Raw genomic sequence first — 19,297 nt, 5'->3', positions numbered from 1 at the left:
TTTTATCCATACATCAGACAAGCTGATTAAATTGAAGTCATACTTTCGAAAATATGAATCATGAGCTTCCCTGAATTAAACCTTAGCCAATTGCGCACCTTTGTGCTGGCCGCAGAACGCCTGAGCTTTGTCAGCGCGGCAGAAGCTGTGCACAGATCACAGGCGGCAGTCAGCATGCAGATCAGCAAACTTGAAGCCAGCCTGGGCCAGCCCCTGTTTGAACGGCATACCCGGCGCATAGTCCTGACGCTGGCAGGTGAAACCCTGCTGCCCTATGCGCGCCAGCTATTGCAGACAGAACAGGCCGCACTAAGCGCCTTGCGCACGCAAGAAGTAGTGGGCAAGGTGGTGCTGGGTTCCCCTGATGATTATGTGTCCTCGTTACTGCCAGCCGTGCTGGAGAGGTTTTCAAAAAGGTTCACCGGTGTTGAAATAGAACTGGTGTGCCTGCAGAGTGTCTTGCTGAAACCCTTGTTGAAGAAAGGTGTGATCGACCTGGCTTTTGTCACCCGCGATGAAGATCTGGATGGGGCCTTCATACGCCGTGAATCCATGGTCTGGGTGGCTGCAGAAAAACATGCCGCATGGAAGAAAAATCCGCTACCGGTAGCCTTATATGAAAAAGGTTGCGTCGCCCGCGAACATACCCTGGCCGCGCTGGAAAAAAGCACCCGCCCCTATTACTCAACCTATAGCAGTCCCAGCCTGCTGGGCATACTGGCGATGGTGGAAGCAGGCCTGGCGATTGCGGCCCTGGCTGAATGCAGCGTGCCCGCGCATCTGGTGCGACTGGGCAAGGCGGAAGGTCTGAAACCCATAGCGCCGCTGGATATTGTACTCATCAAGGGGCGAAAAAATAATTCGCCTGCGGCGGAGTGTCTGGCGAATGAGATTATGCAGGCATTGAGCGCAAAGCGTGGAGTGTAGTGCGTGCTAAGTCATTGCTGCGAAGTCATTGCCGCGACAACGGTGAGACTATCAACAAACTGCTCAAAGCGAATGATCTTGTCATCCTTTAATTGCCATAGATGGGCGACTCTGGCTGTGAAGGATTTCTGGCTCGCCTTGTGCATGCCGCTGTACGTACCATAGGCCACCACCTTGTCACCGCTGGCGACATAATCTTCTACTGTGAATTTGTAGTCTAGCCATTCTGAGGCGAGACGGTAGAAGACATTTTTTTCTATGTCGGCAAAGCCTGTGTAAGTTCCCGCATAGGGGAAGCCTTTTGCTTCTGTCCAACGGGCGTCCGCAGCCAGATAGTGCTGGAGGTTCTTGCCGTTTTCTTCCGAGCTCTTGCCTTCGTATGTGCTTTTGATGATATCGAGGTTACTCATATTTTTTTACGCTTCGCAGGTAGCAACATGGCGAACCATCGTTCGCCATGCTTAGAGACTGTCTAGTGAATTAAATAAACAAACTCACCACTTCATCTCGCCCTTATTTACCTTGGCACCGATATCCAGGGACAAGCCAGGTGGCGCATCAGGATAGGCTTTTTTCATGGCATCAATCAGCTCTGCACCTGTCTTGGTGGCCGCTGCATTTTTCTCAAACGACAGCAGATAAGCCTTGGTATAAGTGATTGCGCTGATATCAACCGCAGTACCAGACTTCATATGACCAGGCACGACGATTTTAGGTTGCAGGGCCGCCATCTCATCGAGTTGCGCTACCCAGGCGCTGCGTTCTGCTGCGGTTTGGGTGTCTGCTGTCCACACATGCAGGTTACCAAATACGCCTATGTTACCGACGATGGCTTTGATGGAGGGTATCCAGAAATAAGGGCGGTGTGCCAGCAGGCCCTGGTTGCCGCGTAATTCGACCACTTGACCATCAACGGTCAAGCTATTGCCGCTCAGAGCCTTCGGCAAGACCGGTGTGCGTGGTGCATTCGCACCCATTTTTGGGCCCCAGAAGGCGACTTTGCCTGCGACTTTGGCTGTCAGTTTTTCCAGCACGGCTGGAGTGGCGACAACATCGGCTTGCGGGAAGATTTCTTTGAGGGTTTCTACACCGAAGTAATAATCAGGGTCAGCCTGGCTGACGAGTATGGTTTTGAGTTGCTTGCCGCTATCGAGCACATTGGCGGCAATACGCAAGGCATCGGCGCGGGTGAAACCGGCATCGATGACCATGGCTTCTTTTTCGCCGTAAACCAGGGTGGAATTAACGTTAAAGCTGTTGCCGTCAGCGTTATAGACTTTGACTTGCAAGGGCGTTGCTGCCTCGGCAGAGGCGAAAGTGACAGCGAGGGTAGTGGCCAGGATGGTAGTGCGCAGCATGGTGGGCTCCAGATTTTAAGGGGTTTTGAATCTGTATTGATTCAGTGCTTGCAGTGTAATTTCATTTTTTAGTCAGATAAACCAGCTAAAATGCACATAACTGTTTCAATATTCGGGCAAATGGCATATAAATCATGGACAGACTGACAGCAATGCGAGTGTTTTGCGAGGTGGCGACCAGTGGCAGCTTTAGTGCCACGGCAGACAAGCTGGACATGTCGCGTGCCATGGTGACGCGCTATGTCAGTGAGCTGGAAAGCTGGCTCAATGCCCGCCTGCTACAAAGAACCACACGCAGCGTGACGCTGACTGATGCGGGTGAACAATGCCTGCGCCGCAGCCAACAAATGCTGGCGCTGATGGAGAATATTGAAGAAGAAACCCGCAGCGATGACGCAGAATTGCGCGGGCAATTACGCCTGACTTGCAGTACCTCGTTTGCCTTTGGTCACCTGGCGCGTGTCATCAGCAAGTTCCTGGCATTGCACCCATTGCTGAAGATAGATTTGCATGTCGGTGATGGCACCGTCAACCTGGTCGAAGCGCGCATAGACCTGGCGATACGCATCAGCAGCGAACCTGACCCGCTCTTGATCGCGCGGCCACTGGCGATTTGTGATTCGGTATTGGTGGCTGCGCCTGCCTATGTGCGGCAGGCGGGTTTGCCGCAGCATCCACAAGACTTGCCCACGCACCGCTGTTTAAGTCATGCCAATTATGGCCGCAATACCTGGCGCTTTGTGCGTGGGAATGAGCGTGGGGATGAGAGAGTGCAAATCGATATCGCCAGCCACTTCAGTGCTAACGACGCAACCGTGTTATTGCAGGCTGTGCTGGCCGGCTCAGGCATTACCCTGTTGCCGACTTATCTCATGGGTGATCATCTGGACAAGGGTGATTTGCAAATCATCTTGCCGGAATGGACGGCACCGCCCATGACCATCTACGCCCTCTTCCCATCACGCCGCCACTTGTCGCCTGCAGTGCGTGCCTTGCTGGATTTTTTGGTGGAGGAATTTTCCAGCCAACCGTGGTGAGTAACTGAACGACAAAGACTTGCGCTATGACGTTTCTTAAATCAGCATCACACTCCGCATACTCTCAGCCATTCGGTAAAAAACAAGCGTGCCTGATGTGCCAGGTCCAGCGCATGGGCAGCGGCCTGCTGGCGCATCTGTGTTACCGATAAATTCTCATGTGCCATTTCATAGGCATGACCAACATACCAGGCCTCCAGCCCTGATGCCGTGACTTCAGGGTGGCATTGAAATGCCAGCCCATGCTTGCCCCAGCTATATGCCTGGTTCTGGCAAGCCTCACTCGATGCCAGCAATTGCGCGCCCTGCGGCAAATCAAAGGTATCGCCATGCCAGTGGAACATATTGCAATGCCTTGCATCAAAATGCCGCACTGGTGTGTCCTTGCCCTCGTTCGTCATCTTGAGCGGCAACCAGCCTATCTCTTTGTCAGCCGCAGGATAGACACTGGCACCGAGCGCACGCGCCATGATTTGCGCCCCCAGACAAATACCCAGCGTGGGCAAGTCTGCATGCAGGCGTTGCTGCAAGAAATACACCTCTTGCAGCAAGAAGGGGTAATTGTCATCTTCATAGGCTCCGATGGGTCCGCCCAGCACGATGCAAACATCGGCCGCCAACGGATCCAGCGCGGCCCAGCCCTGGGTGCAGGCATTGACTTCCTGGATGGCAAAATCCTGCTCTTTCAGCAGGGCAAGAAAACTGCCTGCATCTTCAAAAGCGACATGGTGGATGATCAGGGCGGTTTTCATGCTGGCTCCTCAATATGACCTTGCTTACATTGTTCCTGCTGGTGCAGCTCCCATTTTAGCGCCACCTGATACTTGCGCTGTGGACACCTGTATGGACAAGTTAGTGTAAGTCCAATAAACAATATAGTCTTGAATTTGGTAAATTCAAAATGCGCTGTGTCATATTGATGCGTCGGGATGAGAGAAATTTCGCAGGTTGGGCCGGGCCTCGTTAGGCTATGCGTTGTAGGTTGGGCTACGCTTTACCAGCCCAACACTGGGCGCTTAAATGATGTATACCTTGGTTGAGGCCGAGTGTTGGGCTGATGAAGCGTAGCCCAACCTACAGTTCCCCCTTCACTTTCCCTTCATCCCCATCTTCTCCAGTGTCAAGGTCTCGTCCGCCCGGCCCCAGCCACCATCGGCCACCTCTTCCACCAACACCATGGAGTAAGGCCGTACGCCTTCGCCGAAATACTCGACAAACATGGCGGTGGTGCGGTGGATGATTTCTTCTTTGCGGCTGGCATCGATGATGCCTTCAGGGAATTTAAAATTAGCAAATGGCATGATTTTTTCCTTTAAAAATAAGTGACTATTGTTTAAGCGAAGCCGCCGTTAACACGCAATACTTGTGAATTTACCCAGGCACCATCGGGCCCGGCCAGAAAGGCGACGGCAGAGGCAATTTCGGCCGGGGTGCCTATGCGTTCCATCGGTGCCATCTTGGCGATGTTGCTGACCTGCTCTTCGGTCTTGCCATTGAAGAACAATTCCGTGCCGACCGGGCCAGGAGCCACTGCGTTAACGGTAATGTCACGCCCGCGCAATTCATTGGCCAGTACATGTACCAGACCTTCGACACCTGCCTTGCTGGCGATATAGGGGCCATAGGCAGGAAAGGATTTGGCAATCACGCTGGTGGACAAGGCGATGATACGGCCGCCTTTTTCTATGTGCTGTGCCGCCTGCGCCAGCACTAAAAACGCGCCGCGCAAATTAGTGGCGATGACTTTGTCAAACGCATCCAGGTTGCTGCCATTGATGGTAGTCATGGTCATACTGCCAGCACTGTTGACGACCACGTCTACGCGCCCAAATACTTCTTTCGCCCTGGCAAACAATTGCGTCACGTCTTCGGGCTGGCTGATATCGCCCTGCACCGCTATCGCCTTGCCCCCGGCTGCCTGTATGGCGCTGACGGTTTCTTGCGCCTTGGCAGCATTGCCAGCGTAATTGACGACGATAGCAAAACCATCCGCTGCCAGACGCAGGGATATGGCCTGGCCTATGCCGCGTGAACCACCGGTGACGATGGCTGTCTTGGTTGCTCCCTTGGTTGCTTCCTTATTTATTTCTTTGTTCATGATTCTCTCCTTGATCCAGTTAGTCCAGGCTAGCTCGCCTGTCTGGAACACACTTTAACCATTCAACCCAACAAGATAAATACTGATAAACTCAGAACATAATTCAACCCAGCTCAACAATCATGGACAAACTGGACACCCTGCAGCTATTCACCCGTATCGTTGAAACCGGCAGTTTCAGCCGGGCGGCGGATATGCTGGACATCCCACGGGCCAGTGCCACTCATGCCATCAAGCAACTGGAAACCCGCCTGGGCACGCGCCTGCTGGAACGCACCACGCGCCAGGTGCGAACTACCCTCGACGGTCAGGCTTTTTATGAGCGCTGCGTGCATATCATCAGTGAACTTGATGATGCCGAAGCATCGATGCGGCATGTGGCCGCCAATCCGCGTGGGGTCTTGCGAGTGGATATGCACGGCACCCATGCGACACAAGTGGTGCTGCCACGGATACATGAGTTTCGCGACCGTTATCCCGGCATAGACCTGGTGGTCAGCAGTGGCGACCGCCTCGTCGATCTGGTGCGCGAAGGTGTGGATTGTGTGATACGCGGCGGCAACCCACGTGATTCAACTTTGGTAGCGCGCCGTCTGGCGATGATGCCGCAAGTGATTTGCGCCAGCCCGGCTTACCTGGCCAAGTTTGGCACACCGCATCATCCGGATGATTTGATGCTGCACCAGGCTGTCAGGTTCTTTTCCAGCACGACCGCGATAGACTATCCCATCGTGCTGAATATCGATGGTCAGGTAAAAGAATTTGATGTCGGCGGCTGGATGACAGTCAACGATGCCGAGAACTATGTCACCTGCGCTGAAAGCGGCTGCGGCCTGATACAACTACCCCGCTTCCATATCGCCGACGCCTTGCACGATGGCCGCCTGGTAGAAGTGCTGGCCGACTGGCACAGCCCGCCCATGCCAATTACTGCGCTCTATCCCTACCGCCGCCAGTTATCACCGCGCGTGCGGGTGTTTGTGGACTGGTTGGTGGGTTTGTATGAGGAGAAGTTTGGGGTTTTGCAAGCATAACGATAATGCAGATTTCAGACCTTCAATTCGCATATTCTTAAAAGTGAAAAGATGATTTTTGGGATCTGTTCTGAATTGCCTGCAAACAGCATTTGAGATTATAGGTCGGGGGTAGCCCGACAGCTACTCACTTTTCTTGTCTCGCCAAGAAAAGGAAGTAGCCGCTGGTCTACCACCGGCCTGCAATCCTAAATACTGCTTACAGGTATTTAAAAGCAGGATTCAGCACCGCAAGTTGGGATACGTTTCATCAGCCCAACACTGTGCATTTAAAAGACGTATACGTTGGTTGAGGCCGAGTGTTGGGCTGATAACCCGTAGCCCAACCTACCAAGCGCGGCTCAACCTACGCGTTCAACCTACATGCCCTATACCGAACATATTCTGAACCCGGCATCAACTCAACAAATCACAACTCCACCATCACCTCAAAGCCGCCATAAATCATGCGCTTGCCGTCGCAGGGCATGGGGTTGGCTTCCTGGCTTAGGCGTGGGTCCGCCATGGCTTTTTCCCATCCGGTATTGCGCGCTTCTTTCGATGGCCAGGTCATCCAGGAAAAGACTACGGTTTCATCTTCCTTGCATTGCACGGCCAGTGGGAAAGAAGTCAGCTTGCCGGGTGGCACATCGTCGCCCCAGCATTCGACGATGCTGAGCACGCCGTATTCCTTGAAAACCGGTGAAGTTTTTTCCGAATACAGACGGTAGGCTTCACGGTTGGCATTGGGGACAGCGAGTACAAATCCATCGATGTATTTCATGGCAAAACTCCTGGTCTGGCGAGGGTTGTTGAGAGTATGGAGCTGATGGATTCCTGGGCTATCCACAGCTACAAAATGCGCAGCGGCATTTGTCGCTGTGGCTGAATTCTAGTCCAAAGTTTTCGACCGATGTTAAGTTTTTTTGACATCAGACGATCTGCATTTTTTACCGGACTTGCCCTGCGCAAATATCCTGTTAATCCCGTTCAAGCATCAGATCAGTCTGGTGCAAAACTGGTGCCAATACTGTACCAGCACTGACCTGGCATAGAACTGGCCCGGCTGATTCCCTTAACCTGATTCCTGATTCCCTTAACCTGATTCCTGATTCCCTTAACTTGATTCCTGATTCCCTTAACTTGATTCCTGATTCCCTTAACTTGATTCCTGATTCCCTTAACCCTCTATCCCGTCGCAACCCATGCGATGATGCGTGAGATAAAAAAATTTGGCGATTTTCAAAATTTGCGGCAAGATGATGCCTTGCGAATTTTGTCGTCTGTACCAAACCCACCGCGGGCGAATCAACACCACACAGCCCACCCCGATTTGAAAGAAACCCCATGCGTCTCGCCTACTCCACCTGGCCCGAAATCACGGCATTTCTGGCTGACTCCAAGACCGTCATCATTCCCATAGGCTCGAATGAGCAGCACGGCCCCATGGGCTTGCTTGGTACAGACTGGATGTGTCCTGAGATCATCGCCACCGCTGCCGAAAAAGTCGCCCGGCAAAACGGCCAGGCCATGATGCTGGCACCGACCTTCAACATCGGCATGGCGCAGCATCACCTGGGGTTTGCCGGTACGATTTCGCTGCGGCCTTCGACCTTCATGGCAGCGATTGAGGACTGGGTCTTGTCGCTGGCGCGCCATGGTTTTGACCACATTTATTTTTTGAACGGCCACGGCGGCAATATCGCCACCATCGAAGCGGCTTTCTCGCAAATTTATTCGCACTACTCGTACAACAACAAGACCTGCCCACTGACACTGAAACTGAAAAACTGGTGGGACTTGCCCGGCGTCATCACGCTGTGCAACCAGATGTTCCCGGTGGGCCATGGCTCGCATGCGACGCCATCAGAAATTGCCGTCACCTATGCGGCTTACCCGGATCAGGTACGCCAGGTAGAGCTGACACCAAAAATCCCGCCGACTGGCCCTATCCTTGATGCCCTCGATTACCGCGCCCGTTTCCCGGATGGCCGCATTGGTGCCGACTCCAGTCTGGCGACGATAGAGCTGGGGCAGCAGATCATCGATACTGCCGTGGCGGGATTATTGAGCGATATCAAGCTGTTTAGTGCAGAACAAAAACCTGCCTGACAGCTGTCACATTGATTCACAAAGCTGCTGAAAAAATCATCAACATTTCCGCACGGAAATCTGGTATTGTTTTCCTCGTGGCTGAGTGCTGATGGAAAAAGTGTGGTCTTTGCATTGCAAAACCTGCCTGCAAAGCCTACTCTGGATTCGTTGTTGCCTAATGTCAAAAATTTGATCAAACACTTGGTCAAAAATTTGATCAAACACTTGGTCACGCATAAAAACACCTACCGGAGACATCATGAGACACTTTTTCAAAAGCATCTTCCTGGCTTTATCCTTGTCCCTGCTAGCTCAGGGCGCAGCGTTCGCTGCTGAACATGCCACAGCACAAGAAGCGACTGACATGATCAAAAAAGTCATCGCCTACTATAAAGCCAATGGCCCTGAAAAAACCTATGCCGCAGTCAACGACCCAAAAGGGCAATTCATCTACAAGGATTTGTATGTGTTTGCCGGCACGGTCAAACCCGGCGGCGTGACCCTGGCCCATGGCGGCAACCCTAAATTGCTGGGCAAACCCCTGGGTGAATTGCGTGATGGCGATGGCGTTTTCTTCGTCAAGAAAATCAATGAAGTGGCGGGTAGCAAAGAAGGCAAAGGCTGGGTTGACTACAAATGGCCAAATCCTGTGACCAAGGCGCTGGAACAAAAAAGTACCTATGTAGAACGGGTAGACGAGATTTATTTTGCCTGCGGCATCTATAAATAAAAGACAGCAGCACCGTTTTTATCTTGCCGCTGTTCTGCTTTTGTTCTGTTTTGCATTTGCGCCGTGTTTGTATTACCAAGCTTCCTGCTGCCAGACTGGTCGTGATATTTTGCGGCGCGACCAGTCGCAGCAATCAAATCCCCTTCGCTGTGTGATGGTAAAATATGGCCCGGCCAAGCCACGGCCCGATTGTTTGTGTTCTTTTACCTCTCTGTTCCATCCTGGTCTGCACGCGCTTTGACTGCGTATATCCAGTCCAGATTTACGGGACATATTTACCCTCAATTTTTTTACCATTTATTTTTATGCCATATATCGGAGCAGGTTTTCATTTTCTCATCGCCCTGTTTTTTGCAGTACACGCAATGCGTAACAGACGCGAGATGTACTGGCTGATGATTTTATTCATGTTCCCCTTGCTGGGCAGCGTAGTGTATTTCTTTGCGATCTATCTGCCGGAGTCACGTCTGGAGCGCGGCATGCGCAAGACCGTGATCGCTGCCGCTAAAAGCTTGAATCCTGGCCGCGAACTGCGTGAAGCGCAGCAAGCCTTTGATCTGGTGCCGACAGCACAAAACCAGATGCGTCTGGCAAATGCCTATCTGGATGCCGGTGATACTGCCAAGGCAGTGCAACAATATGACATCTGCCTGCAAGGGCCTTTTGCCAGTGACGCCGTCATCCGTATGAATGCCGCAGAAGCAAAGATCCTGCATGGACAAGCTGATGAGGCCATCACTTTGCTCGAGGCAGTACGCAAAGACCAGCCCAATCACAGGCCAGAACAGCAAGCGCTGTTGCTGGGCAAAGCCTATGCCAGCGCCAGCCGCCAGCAAGAAGCTGGCGCTACCTTTGCCGACGCCGTAGCCCGCTTTGGCAGCATGGACACCCGTGTTGAATATGCAGTCTGGGCCTTGCAGGCAGGTGAGCAAGGTATCGCCGATGCGCAATACGCAGAAATCCAGCAAAACATGAGACACTGGAACAGCGATACCAAAGCCATGAACCGCGACCTGGTCAAGCGCCTCAACAGCGCTTTTGCTGGTCGCAAATGATGGGTGTCAGGTACGCCGTGCGCACCATTTTTAAAAATACGATTGCTGTTTATCAAAAACCGCTCGCACGGCGCAACCTGCCAGACTACTCACCTCAATAAAATTACACTGACAGCCAGCATCAGCATGACCCACACCAGCCTGCTGCGGCCTGTGATGAGGCTGAGTGCGATCAGTGCAACGCCAAAGGCCAGTGGATAAACACTGTGCAGATTGGCTGAGAATATGGCGCATAAAAAGAGCTGGAAGGCTGCGCTGAATATTTTGCCGTAACGGCGACCGTTGACTTTACTTTGCTCTGCGATGGTGTAGTTGTTTGCGTCTTCATTGCTGGCGGCTTTTTGCTCTCTGGCCTCTTTAGCGCCAGATGCAGCAGCTTTCTTTTCTTCTTTCGCGGCTTGCTTGACAGCCTTCTTCTCTTCCGCCACTTGCTGTGCCGTTTGCTCCAGAACAGGTGCGGCGGCTTCCTGCACCTGCCACCAGTCGAGGCCGTTTGCTCTTTGCGGCGTCTTGCCGCTGGCAACTTGCTGGCGTAGCGTTGGTCTTGCGGTGCGTGCAGGTGAAGATGCTTGTGCTGCGTGTTGCGCACGCAATGTCTTGATGCGTTGCAACCATGGCTTGCCTTTTATCGGGTTGACCATGCAGACATAGCGGGCATAACCTTCCAGCGCACCCAGCACATCGGTATTGCCGTTCCAGTGGTAACCAGCCGGACCATTCTTTTCTACCTGGTGCAAGGTGGCGCGGAAGCGGTGCAGGGTCTTGGCATCGATAGTCGGGCTATGATTGACGACGATGCCGGTGACCTCCTGCTTTTGACTGTGCCGCATGATGTGCTGCTTGTCAGGATGCAGGGTGAAACCTTCATCAGCGATGATTTGCTTGACGCGCCACAGGAGTTTGCCAACAGGTGGGCGTTCTTTTTGCTTGCTGGAAAACGTCAGGTCATCGGCATAACGGGTATACACAAAACCCAGCTTGGTCGCTGCGGCATGCAGGCGTTTATCGAGGGTGTGGCACAAAATATTCGTGATCATGGGGCTGGATGGCGCGCCTTGTGGCAGGCTGCGTTTTTTACCCGCGACAAAATATTTTTGCTTGTCTACCCGTACTTCTTCCATCGCCTGTTCAGTACACAGCAAACCCAGCAGGGTCGCAATCTGGTCGCCATAACCCAGGGATTTGAACACGCCTTTGACGCGTGGATATTCTATGCTGGGAAAAAAATCTTTCAAATCCAGATTGATGACCACGGCTTGCCCCACATGCGGCAAGGCATTGCTGAGGATGGAATGTTGCGGCAAGAAACCATGTGCAGCAGGATGGCAAGGCACCTTGGCAAGGATATGATCCAGCACCCAATACTGGCAACGCTTGAGGCGCGGCATGGGGGCAGAGATAAAACGCTGGCCGCCGGTCTTTTTGGGAATCGCGAAGCGTTGATAGTGGCTGACCTGGCTGACCTTGCGCTGGAAACTCATGAAGCGTAATTCCGCCAGCGGTATGCCGATCGCCGTTGCCAGGTCCAGGGATTTTTGCAGTGCCGGCAATTGATAACGGGCCAGCTTGTCCGTGTTCGTGCTGGTGTAGTTCAAGCCAGTGGAAACACCTTCACCCAGATAGCCAATATCGTTCTTGCGTTTTTCTTGCCAGGCCAACGCCCTGGCATGGCGCAATTGTGCATGCTTTTGTTTGGTCAGTTCGCGTTTTTCTTTGGCAGCCGCCATGCGTTGCTTGCGCATGTCGCGCAGGGCAGCCTTGGGGTCCTGGACACGGCGTAACTGGGCTGTCAAGTCATTCAACTCTTTACTGAGCTCTGCTTCACGCGTGATGAGTTCGTCGGTCACAGATGGCTTGCCACTGTCGGCAGGCCAGAAGCCAAGACGGCGCATCTCTTGCAAGACCACGGCATCTTTGGTGGTCGTGCGCAGGTGGGCATACAATTCATCGCGCGTCATCTGTGACAAGGGTTTGTCAGATGCGCTCTGTGCAGACGGTTGCTGTTGTTGTGTCATGACGCTGGTCTCTGTTTTCTTTTTGCCCGCTGATATCAACAAATATCAGCAAGTGCAAAAAGAATTCACGTTTTCCAAATAAACCAAAAACGGTGAGCCAGACAAAAGAAGGGAAAGCGGCAGGAAGCTCATCGAAGAGCCTTCAGACTGAGAGGCTCCACTCGACGCCGGAAACGACTACCGGCGTGATGGGGTTCACGGAATCCACATCGTCATCACGCCGGTAGTCGTTTCCGGCACAGTGAAGAGAAACTCAGTGATGCATAGCTAAGCAAAAAACATGGATGGCGATACACCATCCGGATTGCAAGAGCCTTCCTGCCTGCACTTATTCTAATGTCCTGCTCACCTCCTGTAAATAACTACGATGTAAAAACTTGTAATCAACAACTCACTTGCTATTGGCCACTTGCCTGATCGCCAGCATATGCTCACAAGGCCCGCGGAACATGCGGTTGCGCACGTAGTAATCGCAACTGCAATTGCCGTCCACCAGTCTGTCATCATTGTCCAGCCTGATCATGGTCTTGCTGAGTTTCTTGGTGTTCGTGATACTGGCGCTGACGCTGGCTTTCCATTCGATGCCACCACCGGCTACACGGGCAGACTGCAAATCGAGCAAGAGGTTTTTGTGTACGAGCTGCGCGGCCAGGGCTTCACGTTCGCTGGCGAAGCGCAGGCTGGCGACATTGATGGGTTCGCGCACCAGATCGCGCCAGCGGGCTACCTGATCAACGGCGTCATACACCACGCGGCCTGCCTGCATGAGGCCGGTCAGGGCAGATGCCACGAGCTTGCTGTCGAGCTGTAATTGCTGTGCCAGGCTGGCGGTGCTGGCTGACCATTGAGACGACAAGGCATGTGCCACGGCTTGTGCCGTCGTGTCATCAACATCAAGACGCGGTGCCAGCAAATCAAATTGCCCGGCACGTGACCAGTCATTGGCTGTCCAGCCGGATAATCCGAGTGTGTAATCCATGTCAGGCAGATGGGCGATCCAGAAGCTGGGCAAACCTGTGCCCATGAGCATGACGCTGAACTTGTCGGCAACAGCAATCAGGCGTTCCAGCGTCAGCAAGCGGCGACGCCCCCATATCCTGACCTCGGCTGCTTCTTTGCCGGTGAAGACAGAACGCTGGCACGCTAGCTTGATGCCCCAGGGCTCAAACAGCATGGTGATGGGCTGGCCTGGCTCAAGGATGAAACGTATCGAGCGTGGCCCTACCCGCTCAGTCTTGCGGCGCAGGATGTGGCAGATGCTGTGCACATCCATGGGGTGCAGCTCCAGCTTGTGGGCAGGCATGGACATGGCAGTGCTGACTTGCAAGAAGCCGCGCATCCAGCTGTCAGGCAAATCTATCTTGGCTTCATGGTATTGCTCATCATGGCCGGTCTGCACTTTGAAACCATCTGACTGGATTTCAAAGCGGGTTTCTTTATAGGCGCGTATCTTCTGGAATTCATCATACAGGGCTGACGAATAATCGATATTCGTAGTACCGCAGGCAAATTCACCCAGATGCTTGAAGACATTGTGGCGGCAACTCAGGCTGGCATAAGTCGATTCATCACGGCTGAAGCATTCAAAGAAAACCTTATCGGGATGCACGGTGATGACAGGGTCAAGCACTATCCACATGTCGCGGTTTTCTTTGTACAGGTAATCAAAGTATTCACGCTGGGCCTTGTAGAAAGGCTGCATGAGACCGTACTTTTGATTCTGCACCTTGGTGAGTTCTGCGCGCAGGGGCGTGATCTTTTCACGCAACTCTTTTTCTTGCGCCATGAAATCTGCCAGCAAGCTGGCTTCATTTTCTGCCAGCCAGGCGAAGTAGGCTGCCCTGTCCTTGGGTTGCGTACGCAGGTCAGACACCACCACATCATGCATGGCACTGATGGCTTCACGGTAAGCCAGCGCCAGCGTGGGTTGCAGGGTGGCGGCAAAATACGTGGGTGTGCGTAAAGTATCGGGCGCGAACTGCATGCTGGTGGCAGTGGCGCTGTCATTCACCTGGCTATTGCCAAAATAGCGGTATTCAAACTTCATACAGACTCCGCAGAAATAGTGGCTGCATCCTTGTGCAAGCGTGGGGCAACAAGTTGCATGGGCCAGTCATTTGATTCAGCCAGTGCCGGATATACGGCCTGCAATTGCGTCAAACCCAGGATGTATTGCGCCTTGTCCTGTATCGCCACGGTCAATACCTGACGCGTGAAAATCTGGGCAACAAATTGTGCATGGTCTGCGGACAGCAAACCCTGGTCCTGCAAGAAGCGGATCACGCGGTTCTTGACCGTGCGCGCCTTGTTCACATGCGACAACACACTGAGGAAGTAAGGACGCAGTTGTTGAAGATGCTGAAGTGCTGCCTGTATATCAGCATATGTCTGCACACCTTGCTCCAGCCACTGGCTGACAAATAACTGCATGTTGGCTGATGGATGCTGGGCGAGGCTCAATACATATTCGGCGGCATCTTCCACGCGGAAGTGACGGGTGATCAATTGCCTGCCCAGTCTTTGTATCGCAGCTTGCTGATGGTCGCACAAGGCCAGCAACTGGCTCAGCGACCATTCCTCAGCACTGATATGGCGGGCAAAATAATCTGCCGCAAAAGAACGGGTTTCTGGCCAGCGGGTATCAAGTATGCGCAGTGCATCATTGAGGTTTGCACGCACCTCAGGCACATGCTGGCTGAAGTAATGTTGGGCACGCAGCCGCACTTGCAAGATGGTGTGCCTGCCCAGCAAAGCCCATTGCAAAACTGACAGACTGCTAGCCAATGCACCATTCACCTGTATCAGCAACATGGCACCCAGTTCCTGCGCCCCCTTGCTGCGTGCCTGCAACAGACGCCATTGCATATCCACAGGCTGGGCCAGTGTCGCCGCCTGCAAAGGGCCACTGCACCAGTTGATGATGTCAGCATGCACACTCTCTTCACCATCGGCATTATCACTACGGAAAATGACGTCGATAAAGTGTGCCAACAGCTTTTCGGCAAAGACGGGGTCATTAGCGAGTTGCGTAATCACCGGCGTCATGGCTGCCCGCACACGCGCATCCAATGCTGTTGCCAGCGTGGCGACGAGATCAGGTTGCTGGCGCAATACATCGGCGGGCAAGGCAGCAAACAAACGGCTGCCCAGGCTTTGCCTGCCGGAGTCCGCATCCTGCAATAAATCCCTTAGTGTCAGCGGTGATACATGGGCGATGCCAGCCGGATGGGCCAACAAGATATCTGTCGCGAGTGCCTGCTGCCAGAAGTTGGTCGCCTGCAGCAAATCACACCAGACAGCAATATCCTGGTCCGGCAATTGTGCGACCTGCCCGGCCAGCACATTCTGGATCAGCCATTGCAAGTCATCGCGCAGGGCATCGACCTGGCTTGCGGCCATGGTAGTCTGCCTGACCCAGATGGACAAACGACTCAGGACGACCTGGCGTGTAGCAGCAGTCGTACCATGTGCCAGCAAGCGGCAGGTTTCACGCACGCGTTGTGACGGACTGGTGATCATCGCCACGATCAAGCCTGCTTCTTGCGCATACAGGTCCGGGGTTTTACTGATAAAGCCCAGCGCAAATTCAGCGGCAGGCACATAGTCTGTTGCCAGCAAGATCATCAACCAGTCAAGGCTTGGCACTTGTTCGGCAAAGCGTTGTTTGACGACGCTGAAAGCAAATTCCCTGGTCGGCAGGTAAGCGCTTTGCAGCAAGCCTTGCAATTGTTCCAGGCTTAGCTGCTGGCAGTACGCCTGGTTATCCACCAGCGCGCGTGCGGCAAACACATGCACGCCGTGGCACTGGCTGTGCTGCATCAGGTAGAGCAATTTTTCTGGTGCGGCATCCCATAGTTCAGGGAAGGCTTCCTGCCGTTTTGTGCGAGGCGGATAATCGAGATTATCTGTCGTCGCTGGTATCCACCACTTGAGTGCAGTGCGGCTGGTCTTGACTTCGCTATCATGCTGGTGCACAAGCTGGTTGAATACCATCCAGCTGGCATAGGGAGAGAGGTAACGCAGTTCTGTCGTGTAAGAACGGCTCTGGTAATTCCAGTTAACCAATCTTTGCATGTGCGCCTTTTCTGCATGCGTATCATCGCAGGCGAGCAATACACCGGTTGCCATGCTGGTGAAATCGGCACTTTCCAGCTCACCCAGACGGCGCAGTGTGCGCCAGGTACGACGGCGCAGGTAATCGCGGGTCAGGCTGGAATAGGCGACCCTGGTATTCGGTTTTTTGACTTCATCGGCATAGCTGACGTAACGCCTTTCCAGATACACATAGCTGGTATTGGAACTGAGCAAAAACAGCGGCCAGGCTTTTTCAAAGCGCTGGTGCAGAATGCCAAACATCTCAGCGTCAGCCCTGAATTCTGCAGTCTTGTACAGATGGCGGAAGGCGCGGAACACCAGCAAATTCACAGGCAGGTTGCGCAACTGTTGCAACAGCAAAGGCCGCGCCAATGGCGAGATACTGGCCTGGCCTATCATGTCCAGTTGCTCCAGCCAGTCATCATGACGCCAGTCCTTCCAGGCTTTGGCTGACAGCAAGGCCAGCAAGACTTCATCCATGCCTTTTTGCAAGTCTGCCGCCTGCTGCGCTTTTTGCCAGGCAGTTTGCAAATCAGTTGGCCACTGCACGAGCAAACCCTGCGCATATTGCTGCGCTTCTTCTGTTGTTGCCAATGTCAGCCAGGCTTGCCGCGCCATGTGCTTGACATGCGCATCTTTGGAGCGCTGGCTCAGCTCAAGCATGGCCTGTTTGGCACCGGCATCACCGCAACGGCCTATGGCATAGGCGATGCAGTAATCGAGCATGGCATCGGCACTGCCCAATAATTCGACCAGGCGTGGCACGGCAGCAGGCAGGCGACGCTCGGCTATGCGCCAGACGGTACGCGTGCGCTCTGCCCGCGACATGCCAGACCAGGCACGTGCTTGCAAACGATCAAGCAGGATTTTTTCTTGTCCAGATACCGACGCTGGCTTGCTGATTTTTTGCACCAGGGTTTGCGAAGAATGGCCCCATTGCATGGCATCGCCTTTGGCTTCATCCTGCGTTGCTGGCGTTGCTGGAGTGGCTGATGTAATTGGAATAGCTGGTGGTGCAGACATATCTGCAAAGCCCTGTTCCAGTTTGCTGGCCAGCACCTGTGCATACAGAGTTTCTGCCTGCCCCAGGATGACAGGGAAAGGTGTCCTGGTGCTTTCCTGCCATTCGGCATCGGGATGGCCTTCACGCACATTAACCAGGTATAAAGGGACTGACCCTTCACTCTGCGGCGCCTCAGACAACTCGATTTCGCAATGCCGCTCTGTGGGCTGCATGCGCACCAGCTTCACCAATTTAATCATGCCCTGCATAGCCATGCTCCGGAAAATGTCGCCAGCCGGAATCGTAAACCTGGTTCAGCATTTCCGGCATCATAAAGCGAAGCATTATGACATCGTTTATATTGCAGGCAATACATACTTACGTTTAGCTACAAAGATGATTTTTCGCTTTTTACACTATGTAATATGCATACAAAATGCACATGCTAGAATGAGTTAAAAGATATCAAAACACCACACAATACTCTTTCCACGAGGAACTTATGCACTATCGTCTGATCAGCCGCAATGAACAAAAAGAAATCGTCAAATCCACCGAAGCAGGTGATGATTTTATGGCCGCAGTCAGCCAGGGTGCGCATTTGCGCCATGAACTGAATGCCGCATATCAAGTCGACCTGATCTCTGTCACCCATGACGGGGAAGAGCACAAACTGGTACAACTCGGCGGATTCATCTGAAGCCGCGCATGAGCCATCAGGATACCGTATTGATTTTGCAGGGCGGCGGCGCCCTGGGTGCCTATCAGGCGGGTGTGTACCAGCAATTGCATGAAGCACAAACGCCACTGGACTGGATCATAGGCACATCCATCGGTGCCATCAACAGCGCACTGATTGCGGGCAATCCACCGGAGACGCGCATCGCCCAATTGCGTGCCTTCTGGGATAGCCTGGCACCCGATGCTGTCAGCCGTGGCAGTTTCTGGCCGACCTTCTCGCCATGGATGAATCTCACCAATAACCTTAATACCCTCAATGCCATTACCCAGGGCGTGAATGGTTTTTTCAAACCACGTTTTGGTGCCGCCTGGGATATCAATGCCAGGGTGCCGATAGAAGAAGCCGGTTTTTACGACACATCTCCCCTCAAGGCCACGCTGGAAAAATATGTGGACTTTGATTACCTCAACGATGGCCCGATACGCGTCAGCATTTGCGCCGTCGATATCGACAGCGGCCAGGGCGTGGTGTTTGACAGCAAGCGCGGGCGTCTGGGGCCAGAACACATCATGGCCAGCGGTGCCCTGCCACCCGGTTTTGCACCGGTAAAGATAGGCGAGCGTGCCTATTGGGACGGTGGCGTGTATTCCAATACACCGCTCGATGTCTTCCTGGATGAAGAGAGAAAAGAAGATGCCCTGTGCTTCATGATTGATCTGTGGGACCCGTCAGAGACCCGGCCAGAGTCAATCTCTGCGGCCATGACGCGCTATAAAAGCATACAGTATGCTAGCCGCTCGGCAGAACAGTTATTGATCTACCAGCGCATACAAGACCTGCAGCGTGCCATACGCACACTGACCGAACACCTGCCTGCAGCAGAGCGTAAAAAAGAAGAATTGAAACCGCTGATGGACATGGGTTGCGACCACACTATCAACGTTGTCCATCTCATCATGAAGGCGCTGCCGGACGATAATTATTTCAAGGATGTAGATTTCAGCATGGCCACCGTGGAAGCCCGCTGGGCCGCCGGCATCCACGATTGCAAACGCGCATTGCGCCACAAGTCATGGCAAAAACCGTTGCCACCGCATGCGGGGCTGGTGATCCACGAATTGCCGCAGAAGTAAATTGATTGATTGTTTGAATAATTTGAATAAACAGATGATGCTTCTTCACACTCGCAA

The 19,297-nt window shown here is 53.3% G+C and carries 17 protein-coding genes; 8 read left to right on the top strand and 9 right to left on the bottom strand.

Features of this window, described 5'->3' with window-relative positions; genetic code table 11:
• The first annotated feature begins 60 nt into the window (after window positions 1-60).
• The gene (locus AC07OI_RS26660) at window positions 61-927 is read left to right on the top strand and encodes a LysR family transcriptional regulator (protein ID WP_492705535.1); all 867 of its coding nucleotides are present in this window, start codon (window positions 61-63) and stop codon (window positions 925-927) included.
• Between the two features lie 11 nt (window positions 928-938).
• Here the strand turns inward: AC07OI_RS26660 and AC07OI_RS26655 are convergent, their stop codons facing one another.
• Together AC07OI_RS26655 and AC07OI_RS26650 are read right to left on the bottom strand one after the other, a co-directional pair.
• On the bottom strand, window positions 939-1,337 hold the full coding sequence (locus AC07OI_RS26655; RefSeq protein WP_492705533.1) for a nuclear transport factor 2 family protein: 399 nt from the start codon (window positions 1,335-1,337) through the stop codon (window positions 939-941).
• 84 nt (window positions 1,338-1,421) lie between these two features.
• Window positions 1,422-2,285: an MBL fold metallo-hydrolase gene (locus AC07OI_RS26650; protein WP_492705532.1), complete on the bottom strand. Its 864-nt coding sequence runs from the start codon at window positions 2,283-2,285 to the stop codon at window positions 1,422-1,424.
• Window positions 2,286-2,419: 134 nt separating this feature from the next.
• Between AC07OI_RS26650 and AC07OI_RS26645 the strand changes: the two genes are divergently transcribed.
• Window positions 2,420-3,322, top strand: coding sequence for a LysR family transcriptional regulator (locus tag AC07OI_RS26645; protein ID WP_495259272.1), 903 nt, complete (start codon window positions 2,420-2,422; stop codon window positions 3,320-3,322).
• A 47-nt stretch (window positions 3,323-3,369) separates the two neighbouring features.
• Here the strand turns inward: AC07OI_RS26645 and AC07OI_RS26640 are convergent, their stop codons facing one another.
• The 3 genes from AC07OI_RS26640 to AC07OI_RS26630 all read right to left on the bottom strand — a co-directional run bounded on the left by AC07OI_RS26640 (window position 3,370) and on the right by AC07OI_RS26630 (window position 5,420).
• Window positions 3,370-4,074 (bottom strand): glutamine amidotransferase, encoded by a 705-nt coding sequence (locus AC07OI_RS26640; protein WP_492705529.1) that lies wholly within the window; start codon window positions 4,072-4,074, stop codon window positions 3,370-3,372.
• A 336-nt stretch (window positions 4,075-4,410) separates the two neighbouring features.
• Window positions 4,411-4,623: a tautomerase family protein gene (locus AC07OI_RS26635; protein WP_495259271.1), complete on the bottom strand. Its 213-nt coding sequence runs from the start codon at window positions 4,621-4,623 to the stop codon at window positions 4,411-4,413.
• A gap of 32 nt (window positions 4,624-4,655) precedes the next feature.
• Window positions 4,656-5,420 (bottom strand): SDR family oxidoreductase, encoded by a 765-nt coding sequence (locus AC07OI_RS26630; protein ID WP_495259270.1) that lies wholly within the window; start codon window positions 5,418-5,420, stop codon window positions 4,656-4,658.
• 122 nt (window positions 5,421-5,542) lie between these two features.
• Between AC07OI_RS26630 and AC07OI_RS26625 the strand changes: the two genes are divergently transcribed.
• Complete coding sequence (locus AC07OI_RS26625) at window positions 5,543-6,454, top strand: LysR family transcriptional regulator (RefSeq protein ID WP_495259269.1); 912 nt, start codon at window positions 5,543-5,545, stop codon at window positions 6,452-6,454.
• 409 nt (window positions 6,455-6,863) lie between these two features.
• Here AC07OI_RS26625 and AC07OI_RS26620 read toward each other — a convergent pair whose 3' ends face one another.
• Window positions 6,864-7,217: a DUF1428 domain-containing protein gene (locus tag AC07OI_RS26620; RefSeq protein WP_492705521.1), complete on the bottom strand. Its 354-nt coding sequence runs from the start codon at window positions 7,215-7,217 to the stop codon at window positions 6,864-6,866.
• A 563-nt stretch (window positions 7,218-7,780) separates the two neighbouring features.
• On the opposite strand from AC07OI_RS26620, the gene AC07OI_RS26615 reads away from it, so the two are divergent.
• The 3 genes from AC07OI_RS26615 to AC07OI_RS26605 all read left to right on the top strand — a co-directional run bounded on the left by AC07OI_RS26615 (window position 7,781) and on the right by AC07OI_RS26605 (window position 10,312).
• Window positions 7,781-8,545 carry a creatininase family protein gene (locus tag AC07OI_RS26615; protein WP_492705519.1) on the top strand — a complete coding sequence of 255 codons (765 nt, stop codon included), beginning with the start codon at window positions 7,781-7,783 and terminating at the stop codon, window positions 8,543-8,545.
• Between the two features lie 241 nt (window positions 8,546-8,786).
• A complete protein-coding gene (locus AC07OI_RS26610; protein WP_495259268.1) occupies window positions 8,787-9,257 on the top strand; it encodes a cache domain-containing protein in 471 nt (156 codons plus the stop codon).
• 365 nt (window positions 9,258-9,622) lie between these two features.
• Window positions 9,623-10,312, top strand: a complete 690-nt coding sequence (locus AC07OI_RS26605) for a tetratricopeptide repeat protein (protein WP_492705517.1) — start codon at window positions 9,623-9,625, stop codon at window positions 10,310-10,312.
• An 89-nt stretch (window positions 10,313-10,401) separates the two neighbouring features.
• Here the strand turns inward: AC07OI_RS26605 and AC07OI_RS26600 are convergent, their stop codons facing one another.
• The 3 genes from AC07OI_RS26600 to AC07OI_RS26590 form a co-directional block, all read right to left on the bottom strand.
• Entirely contained in the window at window positions 10,402-12,327 is a 1,926-nt protein-coding gene (locus AC07OI_RS26600) for a reverse transcriptase family protein (RefSeq protein WP_495259267.1), read from the bottom strand.
• A 391-nt stretch (window positions 12,328-12,718) separates the two neighbouring features.
• The gene (locus tag AC07OI_RS26595; protein WP_495259266.1) at window positions 12,719-14,374 is read right to left on the bottom strand and encodes an SWIM zinc finger family protein; all 1,656 of its coding nucleotides are present in this window, start codon (window positions 14,372-14,374) and stop codon (window positions 12,719-12,721) included.
• Window positions 14,371-17,685, bottom strand: a complete 3,315-nt coding sequence (locus tag AC07OI_RS26590; protein WP_495259265.1) for a hypothetical protein — start codon at window positions 17,683-17,685, stop codon at window positions 14,371-14,373. Before AC07OI_RS26590 ends, AC07OI_RS26595 begins: the two co-directional genes overlap by 4 nt.
• A gap of 242 nt (window positions 17,686-17,927) precedes the next feature.
• Here AC07OI_RS26590 and AC07OI_RS26585 point away from each other — a divergent pair, with 242 nt between their 5' ends.
• Together AC07OI_RS26585 and AC07OI_RS26580 are read left to right on the top strand one after the other, a co-directional pair.
• Window positions 17,928-18,125, top strand: a complete 198-nt coding sequence (locus tag AC07OI_RS26585) for a hypothetical protein (RefSeq protein WP_492705509.1) — start codon at window positions 17,928-17,930, stop codon at window positions 18,123-18,125.
• An 8-nt stretch (window positions 18,126-18,133) separates the two neighbouring features.
• A complete protein-coding gene (locus AC07OI_RS26580; RefSeq protein ID WP_495259264.1) occupies window positions 18,134-19,240 on the top strand; it encodes a patatin-like phospholipase family protein in 1,107 nt (368 codons plus the stop codon).
• Window positions 19,241-19,297 lie beyond the last annotated feature (57 nt).

Source organism: Undibacterium sp. GW821-FHT07F11 (assembly GCF_059418665.1).
Note: the sequence above shows the minus strand (reverse complement) of the source record. Positions and strands in the feature narration are given on the sequence as shown.